General features: G+C 63.1%; 20 protein-coding genes and 2 pseudogenes. 14 read left to right on the top strand and 8 right to left on the bottom strand.

Translation table 11 applies throughout. The features are described 5' to 3' along the window. Positions 1 to 13 precede the first annotated feature (13 nt). Both OKW29_RS04305 and OKW29_RS04300 read right to left on the bottom strand, forming a co-directional pair. The gene (locus OKW29_RS04305) at positions 14 to 253 is read right to left on the bottom strand and encodes a hypothetical protein (protein ID WP_429290111.1); all 240 of its coding nucleotides are present in this window, start codon (positions 251 to 253) and stop codon (positions 14 to 16) included. Positions 254 to 683: 430 nt separating this feature from the next. Then, a complete protein-coding gene (locus OKW29_RS04300) occupies positions 684 to 1088 on the bottom strand; it encodes a DUF427 domain-containing protein (RefSeq protein ID WP_429290110.1) in 405 nt (134 codons plus the stop codon). A 347-nt stretch (positions 1089 to 1435) separates the two neighbouring features. Here OKW29_RS04300 and OKW29_RS04295 point away from each other — a divergent pair, with 347 nt between their 5' ends. Together OKW29_RS04295 and OKW29_RS04290 are read left to right on the top strand one after the other, a co-directional pair. Further along, on the top strand, positions 1436 to 2422 hold the full coding sequence (locus OKW29_RS04295; protein WP_184068348.1) for a hypothetical protein: 987 nt from the start codon (positions 1436 to 1438) through the stop codon (positions 2420 to 2422). 232 nt (positions 2423 to 2654) lie between these two features. Continuing rightward, on the top strand, positions 2655 to 2996 hold the full coding sequence (locus tag OKW29_RS04290) for a hypothetical protein (RefSeq protein ID WP_429290109.1): 342 nt from the start codon (positions 2655 to 2657) through the stop codon (positions 2994 to 2996). 42 nt (positions 2997 to 3038) lie between these two features. Here OKW29_RS04290 and OKW29_RS04285 read toward each other — a convergent pair whose 3' ends face one another. From OKW29_RS04285 to OKW29_RS04275, 3 genes are all read right to left on the bottom strand, one after another. After that, positions 3039 to 3638 (bottom strand): hemerythrin domain-containing protein, encoded by a 600-nt coding sequence (locus tag OKW29_RS04285; RefSeq protein WP_429290108.1) that lies wholly within the window; start codon positions 3636 to 3638, stop codon positions 3039 to 3041. 66 nt (positions 3639 to 3704) lie between these two features. Then, a complete protein-coding gene (locus OKW29_RS04280; RefSeq protein ID WP_429290107.1) occupies positions 3705 to 4043 on the bottom strand; it encodes a hypothetical protein in 339 nt (112 codons plus the stop codon). Between the two features lie 73 nt (positions 4044 to 4116). Further along, a complete protein-coding gene (locus OKW29_RS04275; protein WP_184068354.1) occupies positions 4117 to 4368 on the bottom strand; it encodes a hypothetical protein in 252 nt (83 codons plus the stop codon). A gap of 1055 nt (positions 4369 to 5423) precedes the next feature. On the opposite strand from OKW29_RS04275, the pseudogene OKW29_RS04270 reads away from it, so the two are divergent. Next, positions 5424 to 5648, top strand: a pseudogene (locus tag OKW29_RS04270) (nitric oxide dioxygenase); the annotation flags it as partial. A 4-nt stretch (positions 5649 to 5652) separates the two neighbouring features. Then, positions 5653 to 5967 (top strand): annotated as a pseudogene (locus tag OKW29_RS04265) (MBL fold metallo-hydrolase); the annotation flags it as partial. Positions 5968 to 6166: 199 nt separating this feature from the next. Here the strand turns inward: OKW29_RS04265 and OKW29_RS04260 are convergent. Both OKW29_RS04260 and OKW29_RS04255 read right to left on the bottom strand, forming a co-directional pair. Beyond that, complete coding sequence (locus OKW29_RS04260; RefSeq protein ID WP_429290106.1) at positions 6167 to 6682, bottom strand: hypothetical protein; 516 nt, start codon at positions 6680 to 6682, stop codon at positions 6167 to 6169. 146 nt (positions 6683 to 6828) lie between these two features. Next, the gene (locus OKW29_RS04255) at positions 6829 to 6999 is read right to left on the bottom strand and encodes a hypothetical protein (protein WP_429290105.1); all 171 of its coding nucleotides are present in this window, start codon (positions 6997 to 6999) and stop codon (positions 6829 to 6831) included. A 137-nt stretch (positions 7000 to 7136) separates the two neighbouring features. Here OKW29_RS04255 and OKW29_RS04250 point away from each other — a divergent pair, with 137 nt between their 5' ends. From OKW29_RS04250 to OKW29_RS04235, 4 genes are all read left to right on the top strand, one after another. After that, complete coding sequence (locus OKW29_RS04250; RefSeq protein WP_429290104.1) at positions 7137 to 9428, top strand: FdhF/YdeP family oxidoreductase; 2292 nt, start codon at positions 7137 to 7139, stop codon at positions 9426 to 9428. 1778 nt (positions 9429 to 11206) lie between these two features. Beyond that, positions 11207 to 11389 (top strand): hypothetical protein, encoded by a 183-nt coding sequence (locus tag OKW29_RS04245; protein WP_187620124.1) that lies wholly within the window; start codon positions 11207 to 11209, stop codon positions 11387 to 11389. Between the two features lie 265 nt (positions 11390 to 11654). Then, positions 11655 to 11966, top strand: coding sequence for a hypothetical protein (locus OKW29_RS04240; protein ID WP_429290103.1), 312 nt, complete (start codon positions 11655 to 11657; stop codon positions 11964 to 11966). A gap of 117 nt (positions 11967 to 12083) precedes the next feature. Further along, entirely contained in the window at positions 12084 to 13139 is a 1056-nt protein-coding gene (locus tag OKW29_RS04235; protein ID WP_429290102.1) for an AI-2E family transporter, read from the top strand. A gap of 118 nt (positions 13140 to 13257) precedes the next feature. Here OKW29_RS04235 and OKW29_RS04230 read toward each other — a convergent pair whose 3' ends face one another. Then, positions 13258 to 14013: a TetR/AcrR family transcriptional regulator gene (locus tag OKW29_RS04230; protein WP_184068370.1), complete on the bottom strand. Its 756-nt coding sequence runs from the start codon at positions 14011 to 14013 to the stop codon at positions 13258 to 13260. Between the two features lie 529 nt (positions 14014 to 14542). Here OKW29_RS04230 and OKW29_RS04225 point away from each other — a divergent pair. The 6 genes from OKW29_RS04225 to OKW29_RS04200 all read left to right on the top strand — a co-directional run bounded on the left by OKW29_RS04225 (position 14543) and on the right by OKW29_RS04200 (position 24112). Beyond that, positions 14543 to 15604: an efflux RND transporter periplasmic adaptor subunit gene (locus OKW29_RS04225; RefSeq protein WP_429290101.1), complete on the top strand. Its 1062-nt coding sequence runs from the start codon at positions 14543 to 14545 to the stop codon at positions 15602 to 15604. Further along, the gene (locus OKW29_RS04220) at positions 15601 to 18774 is read left to right on the top strand and encodes an efflux RND transporter permease subunit (protein ID WP_429290100.1); all 3174 of its coding nucleotides are present in this window, start codon (positions 15601 to 15603) and stop codon (positions 18772 to 18774) included. The genes OKW29_RS04225 and OKW29_RS04220 overlap by 4 nt, the downstream gene beginning before the upstream one ends. A gap of 2 nt (positions 18775 to 18776) precedes the next feature. Beyond that, positions 18777 to 20240 (top strand): efflux transporter outer membrane subunit, encoded by a 1464-nt coding sequence (locus OKW29_RS04215; RefSeq protein ID WP_429290735.1) that lies wholly within the window; start codon positions 18777 to 18779, stop codon positions 20238 to 20240. A gap of 182 nt (positions 20241 to 20422) precedes the next feature. Further along, a complete protein-coding gene (locus OKW29_RS04210) occupies positions 20423 to 21763 on the top strand; it encodes a paraquat-inducible protein A (protein WP_429290099.1) in 1341 nt (446 codons plus the stop codon). 67 nt (positions 21764 to 21830) lie between these two features. Next, positions 21831 to 23426: an intermembrane transport protein PqiB gene (locus OKW29_RS04205; RefSeq protein ID WP_429290098.1), complete on the top strand. Its 1596-nt coding sequence runs from the start codon at positions 21831 to 21833 to the stop codon at positions 23424 to 23426. Further along, positions 23423 to 24112, top strand: coding sequence for a PqiC family protein (locus tag OKW29_RS04200; protein WP_429290097.1), 690 nt, complete (start codon positions 23423 to 23425; stop codon positions 24110 to 24112). Before OKW29_RS04205 ends, OKW29_RS04200 begins: the two co-directional genes overlap by 4 nt. Positions 24113 to 24201: the final 89 nt, after the last annotated feature.

The raw sequence follows: 24201 nt of genomic DNA, 5'->3' as shown, positions 1-24201 counted from the left end.
ATATCGCCAGGCGTCATCCGAGTGAATGAATCAAGGCCTGATCCGTTACCTGCACCGGCCTGACCTTGATCGATTGACTATAGAGCGGCGGCAGCATCGTCAGCAGCTTGCTGCGTGGCCGCGCGTGACTTCGAGAAAGGCGCGCCGAATTTTCGACAGCCCCTCGACGCCCGGCAGACACAGCAGCGGATAGCAGGGTGTCGAGCATCGCGACCGCGTGCCCCGTGCCGCCGTTCTTCAGGTCTTCGGCCACCGCTTCCTTCAGAAATGGCGCGAGCCCCGTTATCATCGACCAGCGCGCCGCCAGCGCTGAACGAGCCGGCGCAGTTCGCCGTCATCGCCTGGAGCACGGCCTGTGTCATCGCGGATTCCGTCGATGTAACTTTTTCAGCCATGTTGATTCACCTCTGTAGCGCGGATTGAATACCGACTGCAAAGAGAATGAGCGGCACCGGCGGTCGGATGTGCGCCCATTTGGGTGGCGCCGGCATGAAAGCCGAGTGAGGGAGCAGGCGTGACGGTAGATTCTGTTACTTCGAACGCGAGAGGGAAACCCGCTCGGATTGATAGCTTGCGTGGTGCGAGCAGCGGCCGCCGCGCGGCGGCGGCGCCGTCCGTGCCGCTCGCGCCATGCCGGTCGCCGCGATCGCCGCGCCCGCACGCGGCATGACGCGCGCGTTCGCCTAGTGCGCGGCCGGCTCCTGCGTGATGGAATCCACGCGGTCGGGATAGAACGCAAGGTGCTCGCGGATCGGCGCGACAGCGTCGTACGGGTGCTCGTAGGTCCACACCGCGTTGGTGCCGCGCTCGCCGGCCGCAGGAATCGAGAAGTATGCGCATTCGCCCTTGTACGGACAATAAGTGGCGTGCGCCGTGCGTTCGAGCCGGGTCATGTCGACGTCCTTGCGCGGGATGTACAGCACGGCCGGATAGCGGGCTTCGCGCAGCGTCAATGCGTCGTGCGTATCGGCAATCACGTGACCGCCTGCCATGACGATCACGCGCGCGTGGTGGTGCTCGATCGTGATTGGATGATCCGGGCCGGGGATCTTGACGGGTTTGTCGTTCGGGACCGAATGAGTGGACATAACGAGGCTCCCTGCGAAAGTGGGGCTGCGAGGTTTCGTGAGTCGACGGCGATGTTCGTCGCCGAACGCCACGCAAGCGACTGAAGATTGCCGTATTGCCGTACTACTTCCTTTCAGGTATTTCTATCACATACTAACGCAGACCTTCCAGGTGCTGTGAGCGGCGCAATGCCCGTCGGAATTGCATCAGTTGCGTGCGCGTGCTTTTGTGCAACGGGATGGCGACTTCGCGGAAGACGAACACGATCAGCCGACTGACAGGAGCGCGTCATGCTCGTTGGATATGCCGTGTATGACCCTGCAAGTGAGCCTGCAATCTCGTCAACAAATGGCGAGGTTGTTTGACTATGCCGGCGCTTCGGAAGTGTTGGTCACTTCGCGCATTTGGGGCGTGTGCCGCTCTAACCTTGAACCTGTTGTCCTGCCCTTCGCACGCACAGGTCGCGCCGAGGCAATTGTCGAGCAATACCGTGATTGGCGGCAATGTAAAGCAGCACGCAGACGCTGTGCTCGCGATCATGACCTACACGACAGTCCCGGACGTTACGACCAGTAACCTGTCGGTCAACAACGGCCTGACGGGTAATCCCGGCTTCGGGCAGACGCAATTTGGCGGCGGCTTCACCCTCAGCAGGTCGTTTCCGTTGTACATGGAGGGCACGCTCGCCTACAGCCGCTACGATCCGATCTTCATTGCCACGGATGGCGCCCAGCAGCGTGCGGTGCCGACGAAGTGGAACACCTTCAGTGGCACGGTCGGCCTGGGGTGGGATTTCCGCATCACGGACGAACTGGTGTTCCGTCCGATCTTGAACGGCACGATTGGGCGTGTCTCGAGTGACCTGAAGGTGGGGCAGACCCTCTTCAATCATGTCACCGACAGCAACCTGCAGTTCCTCGAAAACGGCTCGCTGAACGCCTACGGCTATGGCGGCTCCCTGATGCTCGACTACGAGCATTACCGCGAAAACTACGAAATCGACGCCGAACTGCGGGCAACCGATATTTACCTACGCAGCTTCGGCAGTTCATCGGAGGCCGTTCAGGGCTCGGCCATGGCGCAGCAGGTGAGCCTATGGACGCGCTGGCGCGCGCCCACCGGCTGGCACGCGCTGGACCGGCCGGTCCGCTATGTGCTGGAAGCCGCTTACTCGCACTATTTCGGCGACAGTGCAGGCGTGCTGGGTTTCAACGACCTCACGTCGCTGGGAGTCGGCCTCGAACTCGACAGCAGCAGGTATCCCGTCATCGTCACCCGTACGCGCGCGATGGTGCGCTATGTGTTCGGTCGCAACGTGCACGGGGTGTCGTTCGGATTCGCGATGAGTTTCTAGCCGGGCCAGCTTGCCGGTCCAGCAACGAGGCTCGAACTCATGCGCGCGATCCAATGCTTCTGGTTCTCGCTCGGCCACGCGGTATAGCGCTTGCTCGGCCCACACATGAATCGATCAAAGGAGCCGTGATGAACGACAAACCGAAACAGCCCGATGCCGGCGGCAATCTGCCGGGCAACGTTGTAGCAGAATTAGGCCCTGAACGAAGGGCCAAAACGAAGGACCTCGTGCCATGTGTACATTCGGACAGAGCCGGTCGACGAAGCGGATCGACAGCGAGCCGGACATGCGCCTGCAGAAGATAGAGATTGCCGACTTCCTCGTAAGCTGGACCGTCATCCGGGATTCGGAAGGCGCTTTCCAGTGGGTCGTGGTCGTGACGGAGCGTGGCGGCGAGCATCACACGATCTTCGAGCGACGCGGGACGTGCGGCCACGTGTCATGGGACGACGCGCTCGACATCGCGGCCGAAACCGCGCGCCGCGTCGCGGCCGGGCTCGTCGAGCCGGGTGAACCGGCGAAGACGAAACAGCGGCGCGGGCGCACGCCGGGTGCATCGCGCCCGAATCGTTGATGCGCGATCGCGGGCGGCGCCCCGTGGTGTCAGTAGAACGTGCTAGTTCCATTGACGCCGCGTCTGTGCCGCGCGACGCGACCTCGGCAGCCAATGCCGCAACGCGAGCAATACAGTCGATCCCAGCAGCAGCGTGGCGATCGGAAACGTGCCCGCGGCATTCACCGCAATGTCCATCGGGCGCTCTCCGAGCAACTGCATCCGGCGGCGCGTCATCGCGGCGCCGAGCGACTGCAGTTCGTTGTTCAGCACGCGCTCGGCGTCGGGCAGCAGGATGGTTTCCTCGTCGGCGACATGATGAGCGACTTCGCGGATCAGTTGATAAAAGAGCCCGTCGTAGGCGGCGTTTTCGGGGCCCATCCCGCGCAGCTTCGCGATCGTTGCGCGCATCTCGTCGTGCTCGGGACGGCTCTTTCTCAGTGCCTCGTCATTGCCGAGCGCGCGGTCGAGCGCCGGGTAGAAAATTTCCTCCTCGAGCTGCGCGTGGATATCGAGCGCGTCGCACACGCCGTTGACGATCGCGCGTTTGCGCCACCACGGCGTGGACGCGTGGTATCGGTGCGAAGCGGCGAGCACGTGCATATGGTCGAGGCGGATCATCGACGTAATCGACGGCGACAGCGATGAGGCGTCATTGGACATGGCGTTTCTCCAGGGAAAGGGTGCCGGCGGATACCGCATGCGCCATTCCCGCTGCCCAGCAATCGATCAACGCGGTGCCGGCTGCCGCGAGCGCACTGCTTTGCTGCTCGTGAGGGCGCTCAACGCGGAGTCCGCGGCATCCGCCGCACGGGCGAACAGGTCGTCGACGAATCGGCGCGCCGCGCTATATCCGCCCATCAACGCATCGGCCTCGGTGTCGAACGGCCGGCTGCCCGCCATGTCGACGCGCAGCGGCGAGAACGTTGCGACCGCAGCACCCGCCTGATAGATGTGAACCACCGCCGCGTAGCGTGTGCGTACCGCCGCGCGCCCGGCGGGGCGCAACGTGAAATCCGCCTCGACGGTCACCTCGATCGTGAACCCGTGGTATTCGTAGGTCCGCATTATCATCATGTCCTTCGTCGCGTGAGTGTGTGATCGTGCCGGTGCGCGATGATCATGCGCGACGGGCGCGGCGCTAATTGCCGCCCTGCGCGCTCGAGCGGCGCTGGCTCCGTGCTTCGAGCGTAGCGAGCCGCGCTTGCGGCTGCAGCGCCGGCGGCAGTTCGGCGTTGGCCTCGATGCGCGCGCGCCAGTAAGCCGGCGCCGCAATTCCCGTGCCCTGCCAGTCGACGCGGTCGCATTGAACGAGTTGTTCGAGGCGCTGGACAATCGCGCTGATGTGCGTCAATTTCCTTGTGACGTCGTTGTGATTACGCGCGGCTTTCACAGGTTCTCTCCCCGTTTTGTTATCTCCAGCTTACTCTTCGTTCACAGTAAGTCATACCGGCTTGATGACATGTCCGAAAACGCCGGATTCAGCATATGCTCGCATTTGCAAAAAAAAAGTACATCGCAGTGAGTTGTCCGAGACAGCCGCATTGTGGACAGCCCCGTCCACTCTCGCGCCGCAGTTTGCGGGACCCACATTCGACGAACCGACGCGCCGGATTGCGTCTACGCTCGACTGTTGGTGTGACGTCGTGATGACAGCGTGTGCAAATGAAGTTCGCGCCGTCGTCGGTTAGTCGGTCAACTTCTGATCTGGATCAAAATAGCAAAAGGCGGCATGGTGATCGCGCCAGCGCTCGGGTACCCTCGTTGGAAATCCCTTTGTGCGTGGCACGATGAACGTGGTGACTATCGCTGAGGGAGGGCGAAATGCCTGATGTCGGACAAGGCTCGTGCGCTACCGATGCACGCAAGCGCGGCGCATCCGCGCGTTGCGATGGTGATCGCAATGCGACTCACGCAGCGAAGAATCGGCGCGCGGCAGCGCTGCGCGGAACGCTCGTGATGACATTTGCCGTCGCCATGATGGGTGGATGCGCGACGTCGGCCGAGCGCACCAATGTGCAGCCTTCGGGTCAACAGACGTGCAATGTGGCCGGCAAATTCTGCAACACGTTTTTCGGACCTTGACGGAAACGCTCCCAGCGCGTGTCGGCGCGCACGGCACGTTTCCTGACCGGCCCACGTTCGTCTGCAATCGGACGACCGATGTTGGACGTGTCGCGGCGCGCGTTTGCTCGGGCGTGTCCATGGCCTTCAGCTTGTGGACAGCGAGCATCGGTTGGAGGAGCATGGTCGCCTGGATACGCTTGAAGGGGTATGCGCGATCGGACAATTCCACCCCACCATTTACGCGCACGAGCGAGGTGACCAGTCGTCCTATTGCAGGAGGAAAGAAATGCTGACGCAGAAAACCAAGGACATCGTCAAGGCTACGGCCCCGGTTCTGGCCGCGCACGGCTATACGATCATTCAACTTTTCGTGAAGGCGGAGCACTATCCGATCGTCGGCGGCGCGTGGTGTTCATTCACGGTGCGCGCAACGGCGCGGTGCATGCGATGCGCGGCCGTCTGCAGCAGACTGCCGCCACCCAGCCGAATTTCCGCGCGATCGTGTTCTACGACGCGCCGCTCGATACCGACGTACAGGGCCGCGACTACGACAACGCGGGTTTCATCGACCTCAGCAAGCTGCGCGACGAGATCCTGTTGCCCGAGCCCGCCGTTGCGAGGCCATACCTATGGTCACGCGGGCGTCGCGGTACACGGCGATGGCGGCTGGTTGCTGCTCGCGGGCGACGCCTATTTCGACAACGGCGAGCTCGACCCGGTGCGTCCGCATTGCGCACCCGGTTTGCGCTTCTATCACTGGATGCTCGAAAAGGATCGCGCGGCGCGACTGTACAACCAGCGCCGCCTGCGTGATCTGGCGAAGCGGGCGAGCCCCGCGTTGACGATTTTTTGCAGCCACGACGTCGACGAGTTCGCGCCGCTCGCGGGCCGTTCGGTGGCGGTGCCGGCGGAGCAGATGGCGTGATGCTCGCAGGCTTGCAAGCGCGCCCGGTGCTTCGCGGATCGCTCACGTCTTGCACTTGGCCCAGGCATCGTGCGCGGCGGGGCGCGTTTCCTATACTGCCTTTGTCCTCCGTTTGGACTCCAGGGGACATCGTTCTCAAATGCGCTTGCGGCGACCATGCCGGTTGAAGGCTGGTGGCACTTTTTTGCGCGAGCGCATTTCATCGATCCGGCCGCCGCAGCAGCGCGGCCGCGAGCAGGCCCGCGCCGAGCGCCACGTAGACGTTCCCGAGCGAGCGGCGCGACAGGTGCGCCTCGAATCCAGGGGTGAGCCTGTTGGGCACCACCTTGTAGTCGACCACATACGCGCTCGCCACGGTCGTGGCCGCGGCCACCGCGGTCGCGCCGGGCCGTCGTGACGGGTCGGGGCCGGCCATCCGGTCAACCAGTTGCTCGAACATCATTGCCCAGAAGATCGCGGCTGCCTGATGGATCGCGAAGCCGGTCACCGTATGCGGGATGCTGAAGCCGCGTTCACGCAGCGCGCGTTGCGGCCACAGGCAGTGGGTGACGGCATTGATCGGCGCGAGCGGGCTGCCCGATGCGTCCGTGGATGCCGCCGCGGCTGTCGCCGCCGACACGCAACCGGCCAACAGCCCCGATGGGACGGCTCGGCGTAGCGTCGCACGGGTGGCCTGATACCACGGCGAACCGATTTTGTACTCGAGCGTTTTCATGGCAGGGCTCCGGTTCGGGCGCGCAAACGCGCGCCCCATGATCGCGGACAGCGGTACGCGCGAGGAGCAGCATGGCACCTTCCGCGCGGACGATGCGCAGGAATGCCGGCCGAAAATCGTGGCCCCACTGCGATACGCAGTGCGCTTCATCGACGACGACGAGTTCGATGCGTTGCCGAGAACGCGCCCGCAATGACGCCGCGGATGATGTCCCGTTGGCCGGGGCGCAGCCGGCTGATCCCGAACACTTCGCGCAGCGTCCTGCGCATCGCGTTCAGACGGGCGGACGTGTCGCGCGGGATGGAGGTGTCGGTCATGAAGTTGGCGGTTGGCTTGCGGCACGACGAGTCAGCCTGCGACGCAGCAAACATCGTACCGCGACGCGGCGCCGCAGCCGGGAACGCGATGTGCTGATACGTCATGACGTGATATTTACGGCCAAACGGGTGGACTCATGAACAAAGAAGACAAAAGCGACGCGTATCCCTACGCGTCGGGCGGATGGGGGTCGGTCAAGGCGGTGGCGACAATCCTGCTGCAGGAAAAAGCACCGCTGAAGGATAGCCAGGTTCTGATGCATCAGAATAAGCCCGATGGTTTCATGTGTGTCAGCTGCTCGTGGGCGAAGCCGGCCGATCCGCATACGTTCGAGTTTTGCGAAAGCGGCGCGAAAGCGACCGCGTGGGATCTGACGGCCAAACGCGTAACGCCCGATTTCTTCGAGGTCCACACGGTCAGCGAGCTCGCCAAATGGCACGACCACGATCTCGAGGAAGCGGGGCGGTTGACCGAGCCGCTGCGCTACGACCCGGCTACCGACCGCTACGTGCCGGTGCCGTGGCAGGAAGCATTCGATGCGATCGGCGCCGAACTGCGCGCGCTGGACCCGGCCAGCGTGGTGTTCTACACGTCGGGCCGCGCTTCACTGGAAACCTCGTATATGCTGCAGCTTTTCGCGCGCATGTACGGCACGAACAATCTGCCCGACAGCTCGAACATGTGCCACGAAAGCACCAGCGTCGGCCTCAAGGAAGCGATTGGCGTGGGCGTCGGTACGGTCTCGCTCGACGACTTCGAGAAGACCGACCTGATGTTCTTCTTCGGCCAGAACGTCGGCACCAATAGCCCGCGCATGCTGCATCAGTTGCAGGACGCGCGCAAACGCGGCGTGCCGATCATCACGTTCAATCCGCTACGCGAGCCGGGGCTGCTGCATTTCGCAAACCCGCAGTCAGCGTTGGAGATGCTCACACCCAGCGATACGCAGATCAGCACGCAATACCACCAGGTGAAGACGGGTGGCGATACCGCCGCGATCCTCGGCATCTGCAAGCTCGTCATCGAAGCGGACGATCGCGCGGTGAGCACGGGCGACGCGCGCGTCGTCGACGTCGATTTCATCCGCGAGCATACGAACGGCTACGAGCAATTCGCTCAGTACGCGCGCGACGCGAACTGGGACGACATCGAGCGAGTGAGCGGATTGCCGCGCGACGCGCTCCAGGCAGCCGCCGACGAGTACATGAAGGCGAACGCGGTGATCATCCATTACGGCATGGGTCTCACGCAGCATCGGATGGGCGTGCAGAACGTGCGCATGCTGTGCAATCTGCTGCTGCTGCGCGGCAATATCGGCAAGCCGGGCGCGGGGCCGTCGCCGGTGCGCGGGCATTCGAACGTGCAGGGGCAGCGCACGGTCGGCATTACCGAAAAGCCGGAGCTCGCGCCGCTCGATCAACTGGCCAGACAGTTTTCGTTCGAGCCGCCGCGCGAGAAAGGTATGAACATCGTCGAGGCCTTCGAGGCGATGCTCGACGGCAAGGTCAACGCGATGATCAACCTCGGCGGCAACCTCGTGCGCTCGGTGCCCGACCGGGTGCGCACCGAACCGGCGTGGGCCGCGCTCGGGTTGACCGTCAACGTGGCGACCAAGCTCAATCGCAGCCATCTGGTGCACGGCCAGCGCTCGTATCTGCTGCCGTGTCTGAGCCGCATCGAGATCGACCGGCAGGCGGGCGGCGCGCAGGCGGTGTCGATGGAAGACAGCACGGCGCACTTTCATGGCTCGCGTGGCATGGCCGAACCGGCCGCGCCGACGATCCGCTCGGAGCCGTTCATCGTCGCGGGCATCGCGAAGGCGACGCTCGGCGAGCGCTCGAGTGTCGACTGGGATGCATGGCGCGACGACTATTCGCGCGTGCGTCTGGAGATGTCGAAGACATGGCCCGAGATGTTCGGTGATTTCGAGGCGCGTATGTGGACACCCGGCGGCGTGATCCGGCCGCTGCCGGCGCGGGAGCGCAAGTGGAAGACCAAAAGCGGCAAGGCCGAATTCATGGTGCCGACTTCGATCGGCGAAGATCCGGACATGCCCGCGCGTGAGCCCGATTCGCTGCGGTTGATGACCTTGCGCAGCGACAGTCAGTTCAACACGACCATCTATGGCCTCGACGACCGCTTCAGAGGCATCAAGGGTTCGCGCATGGTGATTCTGATGAATCGGGTCGACATGGAGAAGCGCGGACTCGCGCACGGCGACCGCATCTGCCTCGAGACGATCGCGGACGACGGCGTCGAGCGGCACGTCGACGGACTGACCGTCGTGCCGTTCGACGTGCCGCAGGGATGCATCGGCGGCTATTACCCGGAATGCAATCCGCTGCTGCCGCTATGGCACTACGCGAAAGAGAGCAAGGTGCCGGGCGCGAAGTCGATTCCGGTGCGCGTACTGGCGGCCACGCGGTGATCAGTGCTTCGTAGATACAAAGAGGCCGGCATCGTTACCTGCGCCGGCCGCCGAATTACACCCGGGCAGCGCGTGAAGGGCATGATAAGCGCGTGCCCATCTCCATCATAGTCGGGCCAGCGGCCCGCAACGCGTGATGTCCGTTACCCAGCATTGAAGGACAGCGCACGACGCCACATAGTGTTCGGATACGGCGACGTCCCCTACGGATTCGGGGACAACGTTTCTCCAGAAGCGCTCATGGCATTCCATCGCTGCCTCCGGGCTGTGGTTCGATTTGCCGGCAACCCGGCATCGTCCGTTTCATCGCGTCGGCAGCCCCCGCACGCGACACGCAGTCCATGCGATCGCCGAAACCCGCAGGCAGCCGGCGAAAATGCCGCGCCTCATCGAATTGCTGAGGAAGGGTTGAGAGCAGTCTATTGCTCAACCAACCAGGGTCTCGCGGCCAGCGATTTGCCGACGTCATGAACGAATCGCCGGCAAACGCCGTCGTGCATCACATGCGCCTACGGCGATGAACAGAATCCGGCTAGCCGCGACAATCGCCGGTCTCCCAGGTATGGCTGCGCGGGTTGCGCAGCCATACGGGGTTATTTCGAAAGCTGGGTCGGGACTTGCGTCGACGCTTGTGTCGGGAGCTGGTTCGGAAGTTGCGTCGACGCTTGTGTCGGAAGTTGCGGAAGCTGTGGAGGTTGCGGAAGCTGCGGCCCACCCTGTGAAAGCTGCTTCGTGGACGGTTGCCCGGCGGACGCTGGCTGCTACGACGGCAATTGCTGCGGCAGATCGCTTTGCGCAAGCACGGATGTGCTGGTAAGGAAGGCGAACAGTACAAGGAAGGTCTTTTTCATTTCAATTCTCTACAGTTGGTTGTCTTGATTTTGATGCGATTAGCAGCCGCGAGCCGTATCAACGCGCGGCCAAGGTTGCCTTGTAACGCCAGGACGCTGTTGCGGTACTGAAGTCGACGGGGCTACCCGACGCTACGTTGTCTGACGGGAGGGGAGCGGACGAACTAGTCACCCCGCCGCAGTTGTGGAACGCTTGCCGCTGGGCTTCCACGCGGGCTAACACCGCCTGAAAGTCCATTGCATGTTGTGTATTGGCGCCCGTGTGGTCAGGGTAGCCGACCGTTTGACGCTGAACCGGTTGCACAGCCGCTTGCTCATAGGTTTGCGGACCGCTGCTGCTAGCGAATGCGGCGGTCGAGAAGGACAAGATCGACGCGACAACAGGGACGGGGATGAAGGTCTTCGACTTTGGCATGATCAGACTCCATATCGAGCGTCGGATGCAGGAGACGCGGTGTTTGGGGAACAACGGTCTGGCGAGGCATGAGTGCTGTTTGCCAGTTCGTTGGTGCCAGTCTAGTCACTTACGGTCGGCTTACAAGCATCTGCGGGGCAACGGATAGTTGCCGTCGCTGCAAGGTTGTAGCCGATTGCGCTGAAGCAGTGTGTGCTTCTTTAGTGTGTCCGGAGGCAAGGGCGGTGCGGGCTGTCTGAATGACACGCAGCAATTCGCTTCGACTGTATCCGCTGGTCGTTACACAAACGAGATCAGCCGTCGAGCATGCGCGCTTCCATCGCCGTTCGTTGACAAGACGCTACGTGGGTATCGGAATACGTCCGCTTGCTGTTCTTATGTCAGCGATTCGCGATTCACGCAAACCGTGTATTGAAGATCTCGCAACTCATAATTGCGCGCGTCGAATGGCGGCGCGCTTTGCTTATACTGCGTCCACATTAAACAGGCTTCGTTTTTACGCAGGAATACTTATGGCACACCAACTTACGTTCCACGCCGGTTCATCGAACACGGACGTCATTCACGAAATCGTTCAGCACGCGTTGCGCAGCGCTGCTACGGCCTCCACCACGAATGGAGCTATTGATGTGCTTGGTCAGGCGCTACTCGAGGTCGAGCGCCTCGCCGCGCACCCGAGCGTCCTGACGCACTGAGCCCGCTGCGCGTCTGCGAACTGGCCGGGGGTCGGACCGGCAGCGCAGCGCACGGCGTACCGCCGATGGCGGATGCAGCGCGGCTCGATCTCTAGAATCAATATTGACCGATCGCGCGAATGTGATAAGATTATCACATAGTGGCCCGTCCGCGAAGTTGCTGTAGGCGAGTCGCCGCAATCCCAGCGCACGCTGAATCAACCGTGGAGATGTCACCCATGACTGCTCAACCAGACCTGAACGATTCGCTGCATCGGTGGCAGGAATGACGCGCCGACCGCGCTTCTTTTTCGCCTTGCTGTGCTCGTTCCCGCTTGCTGCGACGGTCTGCGGTTGTTCCACGACCGTGATGCCCACGCCGCGCGTCATCGCGATTGTCGTTCCCGCGATGCAAGCACCGGCAATGATGTCGCCGCCCGATCCGATGGCGCTTCCATTGTGGATCGAAGTCACCGGGCAACCCGGCGGCCAATCGCAGACAGGCACCAGCAAACCGGCGACGCCGCAAGACCCGTCGCGCCAGCACGGTGATGACAGGCGTACCCACAGCGCGGCTAGCGGCGCGACGCCGATCTGACGGATGCGCCGCGCGGCGACCCGGCATCGCCGGCGCCTGCGGTTAAGACGGATACTTCCGCCGATGCTTCGGCCCAACGACGAAAGCCACTCGATCACTCGCCCAGTGGGGGCGCTTATGACTGTATACCATCGTCAATCTCTGTTTTGGGGCGCCGTCGCGTTAGCGGCCGGCGTGTTGCTGTGGAACCTGCGTGCCGTTCTCACGCCGTTTCTGCTCGGTGCGCTCGTCGCATACATTTTGCAGCCGGGCGTGGAGTGGCTGGTACGCCATCGCATTCCGCGCGGCCTTGCGGCGCTGGTGATGATGTCTTTGTTCGCTCTGTCCGTCGCACTCGTCATGCTGCTCATGTGCGTAGTTGTCCAGAAGGAAGGGCCGGAACTCATCAGGCAAATTCCATTTATCGTCGCAAAACTCGATGGATGGCTGAAGCCGCGTCTGGCTTTTCTGGGACTGGATTATTCGCTCGATGTGACGAATATCCGCGAGGTGCTGGCGGCCCGTCTCAAAGCGGACGGGCAGGGCGCGATGCTTGCCGTATGGCAGTACCTGCGCACCAGCAGCAACGTGATGATCAATGTCGTGAGCAATGCGGTGCTGATGCCACTCGTCCTGTTCTATCTGCTCTACGACAGGCACGAGGCGTTCGCGCGCATGGCGAGCTTCGTGCCGCGGCGCTGGCTCGGCAAGACACGGGAATTCGTCGGAGAGATCGATCGCATGATGTCGCAGTATCTGCGCGGGCAATTGCTGGTGATTGCAGTGCTCGCCGTGTTCTACCCGACTGTGCTGACGATTGCAGGGTTGGATCTGGCGGTGCCCGTCGGCCTGTTTAGCGCGCTTGCAGTATTCGTCCCTTACATCGGCTTTGCGACCGGCCTCGCGTTCGCGCTGCTGGCGGCGCTGCTGCAATTCGGTGACTGGTATGGCCTGGCCGTGGTGGTCGCGGTGTATGGCGTCGGCCAGATTCTCGAAAGCTTTGTGCTGTTGCCGAGACTGGTTGGCGAGCGCATCGGTCTTCATCCGCTCGCGGTCATCTTTGCGTTGCTGGCCTTTGGGCGGCTGTTCGGATTCTTCGGCGTGCTGCTCGCGTTGCCGGTCAGCGCCATCCTCGCATCGGCATTGCGGGAACTGCGCCGCCGCTATCTCGCGAGTGCGCTTTACCAGGGCTGACCGGCATCGCGATCGCCCGATTCGATGTCCGGGCACCCGCCCCGCCCACCCACCAACCCGACACCGCACCGGGCGGCCGCACCTGCGATGGCGCGGAAACGCCGCGCTAGTTGCACTGTCACGGCAAGGTCGGAGCATCGGGAACGGTGGGCAGTGGACGTCGCGCGATCCGCTCGGCCTCTACACGTGTGAGACCGAACGCCTGCAACACAATGGCGGCGGTTCGCTGGGCAAACTTGTCCTCCTTCGAGCGAAGCACCTTTCGCGCACGAACGGTCCGCTTCGATGAGTTGGCCAGTTGCAGTTCTGCGGCAATTCCCGCGAGCACCGTGCCAATCACGGTGATAACGGACATGAGCCGGTCCGCGATCACAAAGCGCCTTTCTGAAATGCCCTTCTCGCTATCGCGCAGCAGGCGCAGGCCGAGACCCCTGCTGAGCAGGCGCGGCGACAAACCTTCGCGAATGAGAAGTTGCCCCCACACTGGCTCGCGGTAGGCCCGCAGGAGCGTGTGACGGACTGAGACGGCGATCACTTCCGCTGGATCGGACAACCCCGCGGCGAGGCGATCGAGCGTATCCGCAAATTCCTCGAACAGCCATTCGATGAGCGCCGTGAAGATGCCTTCCTTGGATTCGAAGTGGTTATAGAAGGAGCCGAACCCGACGTCGGCTGCCTCGGTGATTTCGTTAATGGTGACGGAGCTCAAACCCTTGGCCGCCACCAGTTTCAGCGCAGCGTCGAGCAGGCGCGCGCGCGTCTCGCGTTTGCGACGGGCACCGCGCGGATAGCTTCGATTGATCGCGTCGCGGGACGCACTTGGCGCCTTGAGAGAGCGTCCGCGGCTCGCGCGCGATGTGGGGGCTTGTGGCATGTCGGCTTCGTAGTCGTGATATTCGATATCCGTATTCTAGATTTTTATGTCATAGTTGACAATATACTCAGTATTGGGTCTAATCTCACCCTCGACGCCGACAACCGGACGTACGAAGGACCCAACGATGCCGACGGAGCGAAAAAATTCCGTTAGCGGTCGATCTCAAGTCCTCGGCCGGAACTGACAGACCCGCAGATCACCGGGCGTTAGGCATGAACGGGCGCTGCCCCACGTACTGGTTGCGTGGAGGCACATCGAGATGGCAAGTACCGACATGCACGTCGATAAGTAGGACTAACGTATCAACGAAGCTTGTTTTATGCGTCCGCGCTGATAGCGAACCGTGCTTGCTGGCACTCGGGTTTGCACGGCATCGGGAAACTTTCTTACCAGGGTTATCACCCGTCTTGTGAACATCGTGAAACATTCCGGCCCTATCGCGCAGGCGCCTGCGCGTCGCTTCTTACCTTCCCTCGTCCAATCTCCGCAGTGCGCACGCATGGTGCTTGCGGCTTGCTGCGCGGTCATGCTCACGGCATGCCACCAGCGCGAAGCCGCCGCTCCAGAGCCGAAGCCCGTGGTCGCCCTGGCCGTCCACGCTGACGGGCGCACGGCAAGTGCGTCGCTGCCGGCTCAGGTGCAGGCGCGCTACTCCACGGCGCTTTCGTTCAGAGTGGGCGGCAAGATCATCGAACGGCGCGTTCGCCTCGGCGACGCCGTCAAGGCGGGACAGGTTGTTGCGCTGCTTGACCCGACCGATCTGCGCAGTAACCTGGCCAACGCGCGAGCGCAGCTCGATGCCGCCGAACACCGGTTCGTCTACGCGAAGCAGCAGCTCGATCGCGATCAGGCGCAGGCGCAGGCAAACCTGATTGCACCGGCGCAGCTCGAACAGACGCAGGACGCGTACGCATCCGCTGTTGCGCAGCGCAACTCGGCGCTCGCCCAGATGGCGCTCGCCTCGGACAATCTGCGCTATGCGACGCTGACTGCGGATCACGACGGCGTGATTACCTCGGAGGACGCCGACACGGGCCAGAACGTTCAGGCAACCCAATCCATCTATCACCTCGACTGGACGGGCGACGTGGATATCGTCTGCGACGCGCCCGAGCGCACGCTGAGCTCGCTGACAGTCGGCAGCATGGCGCGCGTAACGCTGCCGGCGCTACCCGGCAAGACCTTCGAGGCCCGCGTGCGCGAGGTGTCGCCTAGCGCGGATCCGCAAAGCCGCACCTGGCGCGTCAAGCTCACCCTGAACGCGCCCAGCCCTGCAGTGCGCCTCGGCATGACGGCCACCGTTGCGTTCGATGTCGTCGGTGACGCGTCGGGCGCACAGCCGTTCACTGTGCCGGTGACGGCGCTCTTTCATCAGGGCGAGAACCCCGCTGTCTGGGTGGTGCGTACCGGCACCGACACACTCGAGCTGCGTCCTGTGACGGTGCAGCGATACGACGAGCGCACGGTCTCCATCGCATCGGGCCTCCACGACGGCGACCGCGTCGTGGTGCAGGGTGTGCACGCCGTTAGCACGGGCCAGCACGTGCAGGTGGTGGCGCCCCTGCATCGGGAGGATTTCCCGTCATGAACTCCCGTGACCAAGAACCCGTGCGCGAGAGCGCGCCTGTCCCGTCTTCCGGGGCAGACAAGTCTGGCGAAGGCAGCTTCAATCTTTCCGCCTGGGCGCTGCGTCATCAGCAGCTCGTGATCTTTCTGATCGGGCTCGCCACGCTTTTCGGCGTGATCGGCTATACGAAACTCGCGCAGTCGGAGGATCCGCCGTTCACCTTCCGCACGATGGTGATCAAGACCTACTGGCCTGGTGCGACTGCGCGCGACGTGCAGGAACAGATCACGGACCGGATCGGCCGCCAGCTACAGGCCGCGCCGAACATCGACTACATCAAGAGCTACTCGCGGCCTGGCGAGTCGATGATCTTCTTCGCCATGAAGGACTCCGCGCCCGTCAAGGAAGTGCCGGACACCTGGTATCAGGTGCGCAAGAAGGTCGGCGACATTGCCGCGACGCTGCCGAAGGGAACCGTCGGCCCGTTTTTCAACGACGAATTCGGTGACGTCTACACCAACATCTATGCGCTTGAAGGCGACGGCTTTTCGCCGGCGCAACTGCACGACTACGCTGACAAGCTGCGCACAGTCCTGCTGCGCATACCCGGTGTGGCGAAGGTCGATTATTTTGGCGACCCCGATCAGCACATCTTCGTCGAGATATCGAATGCGCAGCTCACGCGGCTTTCGATCACGCCGCAACAGCTCGCGCAGGCGATCGACGCACAGAATGCCGTGGCGCCCGTCGGCACCATCACGACTGCGGACGACCGCGTGTTCGTGCGGCCGAGCGGCGCGCTCAAGGATGTGCAGGCGCTCTCCGACATGCTGATCACCATCAACAAGCGCACGTTCCGGCTGGGCGACATCGCGAAGATCACGCGCGGTTATGACGACCCCCCGGCGACCCAGATGCGCGTCGGCGGCCAGGCGGTGCTCGGCATCGGCGTGACGATGCAAAAGGGCGGCGACGTGATCGACCTCGGCAAGGCGCTCGACGCAAAAGCCGCCGAACTGCAGGCCACGTTGCCGGCGGGTCTGAAACTCACGGCGGTTTCGAGCATGCCGCACGCGGTCAAGCACTCGGTGGATGAGTTCGTGAGATCGGTTGGCGAAGCGGTGGCGATCGTGCTGGTCGTGAGCCTCGTCTCGCTCGGCTTGCGCACCGGCATGGTCGTCGTGATCACGATTCCGGTCGTGCTGGCGGTGACGGCACTGTGCATGCACATGTTCAATATCGGGTTGGACAAGGTTTCGCTCGGTACGCTCGTGCTCGCGCTGGGCCTGCTCGTCGACGACGCGATCATCGCCGTCGAAATGATGGCGGTGAAGCTGGAGCAAGGCTGGAGCCGGGCGCGCTCGGCAGCGTTCGCGTATACCAGCACGGCGTTTCCGATGCTCACAGGCACGCTCGTCACCGTATGCGGCTTCCTGCCGATTGCGCTCGCCAAATCGAGCACGGGCGAATACACGCGTTCGATCTTCGAAGTGTCGGCCATCGCGCTGATCGTTTCGTGGGTCGCGGCCGTCGTGCTGGTGCCGTTGCTGGGTTATCACCTGCTGCCGGAACGCAAGCCTCAACCCGGCGGTGCGCACCATGATCCGCATGAAATCGGCAACACCGGCTTCTACCGGCACCTGTCGGGATGGGTTGCGTGGTGCGTCGAGCGTCGCTGGGTCGTGCTCGGCGTCACCGTCGTGCTTTTCGCGATTTCCATGCTGGCCTTCACGCGCGTGCCGCAGCAGTTCTTCCCGAACTCGGAACGGCCGGAACTGCTGGTCGATCTGCGATTGCCGGAAGGCGCCTCGTTCGAAGCGACGCTGCGTGAAGCGAAGCGCCTGGAAAAGGTGCTCGACGGCAAAGCCGAGATCGACCACTTCGTCGACTTCGTCGGCACCGGCGCGCCGCGTTTTTACCTGACGCTCGACCAGCAGCTTCAACAGCCGAATTTCGCGCAGTTCGTGATTACCGCAAAAAGCGTGGAAAACCGCGAGGAACTGATGCGTTGGCTCGACGGCATGCTCGAGAAGGATTTCTCCGGCGTGCGAGCGCGCGTCTCCCGGCTCGAGAATGGTCCGCCGGTCGGCTTCCCGATCAAATTCCGGGTGAGCGGCGACGATATCGCGACCGTCCGATCGATTGCGCAGACGGTGTCGGACAAGGTCCGCGCCGATCCCCGCACGCGCAACGTCCAGTTCGACTGGGACGAGCCGGCGGAGCGCTCGATCTCGTTCGAGATCGATCAGAACCGCGCGCGCCAGCTTGGCGTCACGTCGGAAGACGTGTCGAACTTCCTCGCGATGACGCTATCGGGCTACACGGTGACGCAGTACCGCGAGCGCGACAAGCTGATCAACGTCGATCTGCGTGCGCCAAAGAGCGAACGTGTCAATCCGGCGCAGCTGACCAGTCTCGCGATTCCGACACCCAACGGCCCGGTGCCGCTCGGTTCGCTCGGCCACGTGCGCAATACGCTCGAGTACGGCGTCATCTGGCAACGTGACCGTCAGCCGACCATCACGGTGCAGGCGGACGTGCGCGGCGACGCGCAGGGCATCGACGTGACCCACGACATCGAACGTGCGCTCGCGGCGGAAACCGCCAAGCTGCCGGTCGGCTATCGCATTCAGGTGGGCGGCGCGGTCGAAGAAAGCGTGAAGGGCCAGACGTCGATCAATGCCGAAATGCCGTTGATGATCATCGCCGTGCTGCTGTTGCTGATGATCCAGCTCAAGAACTTCGCGCGGACCTTCATCGTCGTGCTGACCGCGCCGCTCGGCCTGATTGGCGTCGTGGCCGCGCTGCTGCTGTTCGGCAAGCCCTTCGGCTTCGTCGCGCTGCTGGGCGTGATTGCCATGTTCGGCATCATCATGCGCAACTCCGTGATTCTGGTCGACCAGATCGATCAGGATATCGCGGCAGGGCAGCCGCGCTTCGACGCGATTATCGGCGCAACGATAAGGCGTTTCAGGCCGATCATGCTGACTGCCGCCGCCGCCGTCCTCGCGCTGATTCCGCTGCTGCGCTCGGGCTTCTTCGGTCCGATGGCGACCGCACTGATGGGCGGTATCACGATTGCGACGGTACTGACCGTGTTCTTCCTGCCCGCGCTGTACGCCGCGTGCTTCAGGGTCCGGCACGACGAGCGCGGAACGCAACCGGTCGTCGCCGAGCAGATGGAGGTTTGATGATGAGCTTCGCCTACAAGACATCCGTGATGGCCGTGGCTGTGGCCATCGCACTGACGGCCTGCACGTTCGGCCCGAACGGCGCGCCCCCGGCGATGCCTTCGCCTGCGCACTACGGTGCCGAGGCACAGCCGGCCAGGACCGTCGCAGCGGGCGGCGTGGCGCAGCAGTTCGATATCGGCGCAGTGGGCGTTCCGCAATGGTGGCAGCTTTACCGGTCGGACGCGCTGAGTGCACTGGTCGAGGAAGGCTTGCGCAACAGCCCCACGCTCGGGGCTGCGCAGCGGACGCTCGCAGCCGCGCAGCAGGAGTTGCGCGCCCAGGTCGGCGCATCGACGCTGCCTTCAATCGATGGTGCCGCACAAGTCGATCGCGGGCGTTCACCGCTTGTGCCCGGCATTGGCCCCAGCGAGGTTCGCTATAACTTTTTTGCCGGACAGGTTCTCGCGTCCTACACCTTTGACCTGTTCGGTGCGACGCGTTCGGCGAATGCGGCCAGCGCCGCTCGCGTAGACGTGCAGGCGTATCAACTGGAGGCGGCGCGGCGCGCGCTGGCGGCAAACATCGTCGGTACGACCATCAGCGTGGCGGCACTCGATCGCCAGATCGCGCTCACCGAACGGCTCGTTGCCGTGGCCAGGACGGCCGCGGACGAGGACCAGCATCGCTACGCACTCGGCTCGGTCTCGCGTGCGCAGGCGCTTGCGTCGACGCAGGATGCGGCTTCGGCTGCGGCGAGTCTTCCTGCGTTACGCCAGCAGCGCGCCACAACCATCCATGCGCTCGCGGTGCTGATGGGCCGCACGCCGGACAACGCCCCGGCCGTTCCCGACCTCGACAGCCTGACGTTGCCCGAACACGTGCCCGTCGTGGTGCCGTCGGACCTGCTGCGTTCGCGTCCCGACGTACAGGCAGCCGACGCCGCCGTGAAGGCCGCTGCCGCCGATGTCGGCGCTGCGACCGCGCAGCTCTTTCCGAGCCTGTCGCTGACGGCCTCGATGGGCCGCGGCGGCTTTAGCTGGCCGGCGGTTCTCTCGGGCGCGGGCGGGCTGTGGGCCATTGGTGCGAGCCTGTCGCAGCCGATTTTCCATGGCGGCGCGCTGTTCGCGCACCGCAAGGCGTCGATCGATGCTTACGATGCGGCCGTGCTGAACTACAAGTCCACCGTTCTGTCGGCGTTCCAGAATGTCGCGGATTCGCTTGCGGCGCTGGATAACGACGCACAGACACTCGCGTCGACTGAAGCAGCGGCACAGGCAGCGCAGGCGGGATTCGACGATACCGCGTCGCGCCGCCGCATGGGTTCGCTGCCGTCAACGGCACAGTATGCCAGCGAGCAGCGCTTTCTCAACGCACAGATCGGCGCCGTGCGCGCGGCAAGCCAGCGCATGAACGATACCGTCGCACTGTTCCAGGCGATGGGCGAACTGCCGCCGGGCCAGCCGCAAACAGCGTCGGCGCAATGATCGCGTGTCGATGAAGACGGGAAGAGCGACCTGCCGATCAGGCCGCTCTTCCTCGACTGTACCGGCGGGTATCGGAGCAGTCGTTTCCTATCCGAAATCAGAATGCGCCCACGCACGGGAAGGTCAAGCCGGACTTCACGTGCATCGAACGCGCCAGAACTTCAGGTTGTCCAGTTCCCTGTATGGAATATAAGAAACTGATCGCCTGTCATGAGTGCGATCTGCTGTTTCGCAAGCCTCTGCTGCGGGGCGGCCAGACTGCGAACTGCTCGCGTTGCCGTGCGGGCCTGGAAGGAACGCAGGGAGCGAGCGTGCCCCTCGACCGGATTGGTGCGCTCACCGTTGCAGCTTTGATCACATTCTGTATTGCGCAGGCTTTCCCGGTTATACAACTGCAGACCAACGGTATGACGTCGGAGGCGACGCTATTCGGCGCGGTGCGCTCGTTGTGGACGGGGCACATGCGCATCGTCGCAACGATGGTCTTTTGCTCGGCGATCCTGTTTCCGCTCATCGAACTCCTCGCCCTTCTCTATGTGCTCATTCCGCTGCGCCTTGGCAAGGTAGTACGTCATTTCAATCGAATGCTTCGCGTCGTGCAGCTCATCCGTCCATGGGGCATGATCGAAGTGTTCATGCTCGGCGTGGTCATCACGATCGTGAAAATGGTCAGCATGGCGCAGGTGATCCCTGGGCCAGGACTGTTTGCATTCGGTGCACTCACGTTGATGTTGGCGTTTCTCGCCACTTTCGACCCGCGCGTGCTCTGGTCGACGCGGGACGAAATAAAGTTTCGACAACCCGCTGAGATCCGCTGGACCAGAGTGAAGCGCAGGTGCACCGCGCGAGCCCCGACGTTCTTCGGCCTGAAGCCCGCGCCGGCGGCGCATATGACGGCGCGCAGCGCCGGGCTCATAGCCTGTCATACCTGTGGACTGGTGCAGAAGCACATCGCGGCGTCGTCAGAGCAGCGCTGCTCGCGGTGCGAATCGGTGCTGCACACGCGCCATCCCGATAGCGTGACGCGCACGTCGAGTCTGGTTCTTGCCGCCGCGCTCGCCTACATACCCGCGAATCTGTTGCCGATCATGCACGCGTCATCCCTCGGCCACTCGGAGGACGACACGATCCTCGGCGGCGTGGCGTACTTCTGGACTTCAGGCGACTGGCCGCTCGCCGTCGTCGTGTTCGTAGCCAGCGTCGTGGTGCCGATGCTCAAACTCGCCATTCTCACGCTGCAGATCGTAGCGGCCCGTCGCAGTCCGGACTGGCAGCCGCTCGAACGCGCGAAGCTGCATCGGCTCGTCGAGTGCGTTGGCCGGTGGTCGATGCTCGATATCTTCGTTGTCGCCCTGACGGTCGCGCTGGTGCATTTCGGTTCGTTTGCGGTTGTCACTGCCGGTCCGGGCGCGCTCGCTTTCGGCGCGGTGGTGATTCTCACCATGCTCGCGTCGCATCAATTCGATCCGCGGCTGATCTGGGACAACGTCCGCTGCGGGCCAGCGCGTGGTTCACGGCGATGAACGAATACCGTTCTAGCGGCGTCCGCACTCCTAAATAACCTCATATTTGCGAACTACTCTTCGAGCGATGCATCTTCCCACGCCACCCAGACCTGACATCAAGCCGCGAAAACGCTGGATTCCCTCCCTCATCTGGTTAGTGCCGCTCATCTGTGCGCTGATCGGTGTGGCGCTGGTAGTCAAATCCGTCACCGACAAGGGACCGACAGTGACGGTCACCTTCAGCAACGCTGAGGGCATGGAGGCGGGCAAAACGAAGGTCAAATACAAGGACGTGGAGATCGGTTCGGTACAGGCGGTCGCGCTGTCAAAGGACCTGCAGCACGTCATCGTCACGATCGAGCTGACCAAACAGGCAGAAAAATTCGCAAGCCGCGGCACACGCTTCTGGGTGGTTCGCCCGCGCGTGGGCGCTAACGGCATCTCGGGCCTCGGTACGCTGCTCTCCGGCGCGTATATCGGTGTCGACGTCGGGCGGTCTTCGGAAAGGCAAACCGCATTTGTCGGCCTCGAAAGTCCGCCGATCGTCACGTCCGGGCAGCCGGGGCATCAATATACGCTGAGGGGCGACTCATTGGGGTCCGTCGATATCGGCGCGCCGATCTTCTACCATCGCGTCCAGGTAGGCCAGGTGGTCGGCTTCTCGTTGGATCCGCATGGCACCGGCGTCATCGTCAATGTTTTCGTCAATGCCCCGTTTGACCAGTATGTCGGCACCAATACACGGTGGTGGCACGCAAGCGGTGTTGACCTCCGTCTCGATTCGAATGGATTGAAGCTCAATACGCAATCTCTGGCGACGGTGGTCGTCGGAGGCCTGGCGTTCCAGTCGCCGCCGGGTCAGGACGCCGGACAACCGGCCGCTGACAAGGCGGCGTTCCGACTCGCATCGGACGAGTCCGACGCGATGCGCGAGCCCGATGGCGCGCCGCTCAATGTCGTGATGCGGTTCAACCAGTCGCTGCGCGGCCTGTCTGTCGGTGCTCCCGTCGACCTTCGAGGCATCGCGCTGGGGCAGGTGACGGACATCGGTATCGAATATAACGAAAAGGAGAAGAGTTTCAGCATGAAGGTATCGCTGGCGCTGTATCCCGACCGGCTCAGCCGGCGCTCCAACGAAGCGCTACCGGCTCCGAACTCGCAGGGTGGTCATGAGTTGCTGCAAAACCTCGTCATGGAGGGAATGCGCGGTCAGTTGCGAACCGGCAACCTGCTGACAGGCCAGCTATTCGTGGCGCTCGACATGTTTCCGAAAGCGCCTCGGGCGAGCGTCGATGTTCATCGCAATCCTATTGAACTGCCGACTGTGCCTAACACCCTTGACGAACTTCAGGTGCAGATTGCCGATATTGCGAGGAAGCTGAATCAGGTGCCGTTCGACAAGATCGGAGCCAATCTTAACGGCGCACTTGAAAACGCCAACAAGCTGTTCGGGCACATGGACACAGAGATCGTTCCGCAAGCCCGCGACACACTGGCGGCCGCGCAGAAAACCTTCAGTACCGCCGAAACGACGCTCCGGCAGACCGCGCCCCTGCAGTCGGACATCCAGGATGCGATGCAGGAACTGACGCGCACCCTGCAATCCCTCAATGCGCTCGCCGATTATCTGGAACGTCATCCCCAGGCGCTCCTGTTCGGCAAGAAAGGAGACCAACGATGAAACTGATCCAATCCCGCGTGTGGCGCGCGATGGCCCGTATTGCGACCGTCATGGGTCTGGCCGCGCTGAGCGCCTGTGCTTCCCCGCCGGCCCGCTTCTATACACTCGGCACTGACAGCGAACCGACGGGCGCAAACGTTACGGTCAGTCCGGCCTTCCGGATCGACATGCGCATGGTGAAGGTGCCGGTTTCAGTGGCAAGGAGCCAGCTCGTCGTACAGGTCGATGCGGCGCGCGTCAGGATTCTGGAAGACGAGCGCTGGGCATCGCCGCTTGCAGACGAGATCCGCAATGCGCTGCTCGCGGCCGCGACTCGACAGGCGGGCGGCCCCGACACGTACCGGTCTGGTCACGCCGAGGACGCTCGCACGTATCAGGTCTCCGTCGACGTGCAGCGTTTTGAATCGTGGCCGGGCTCACACGCGCTGCTTGACGTCACCTGGAGTGTACGCAAGTCGAACGACTCACGAACATTGACCTGCCGCAGCATAGTCAGCCAGCCCGTATCGGCCGGCTACGATGCACTCGTCAACGGCCATCGAATCGCAGTGAGAAGGATAGGCACTCAAATTGGCGAAGTCGTCCGGGAATTTTCGGCGGCGCCTAGCGTGTCCGCCGTTGCACCGGCGCGCATCCCTGCGAGTACGAGAAGTTCGGCGTTGTTATGCCCGGCTCTAGCAGGCTGAACCGATACAGGAATTGGTGCATCACGCCGACAAGGAGCGCGAGCTGATTGCTAGCGTCGAGGCTTTAGCAGGTGATTGAGTTTAATCGC

This window comes from Paraburkholderia sp. CI3 (assembly GCF_050436505.1).
GTDB lineage: Bacteria > Pseudomonadota > Gammaproteobacteria > Burkholderiales > Burkholderiaceae > Paraburkholderia > Paraburkholderia tuberum.
Note: the sequence above shows the minus strand (reverse complement) of the source record. Positions and strands in the feature narration are given on the sequence as shown.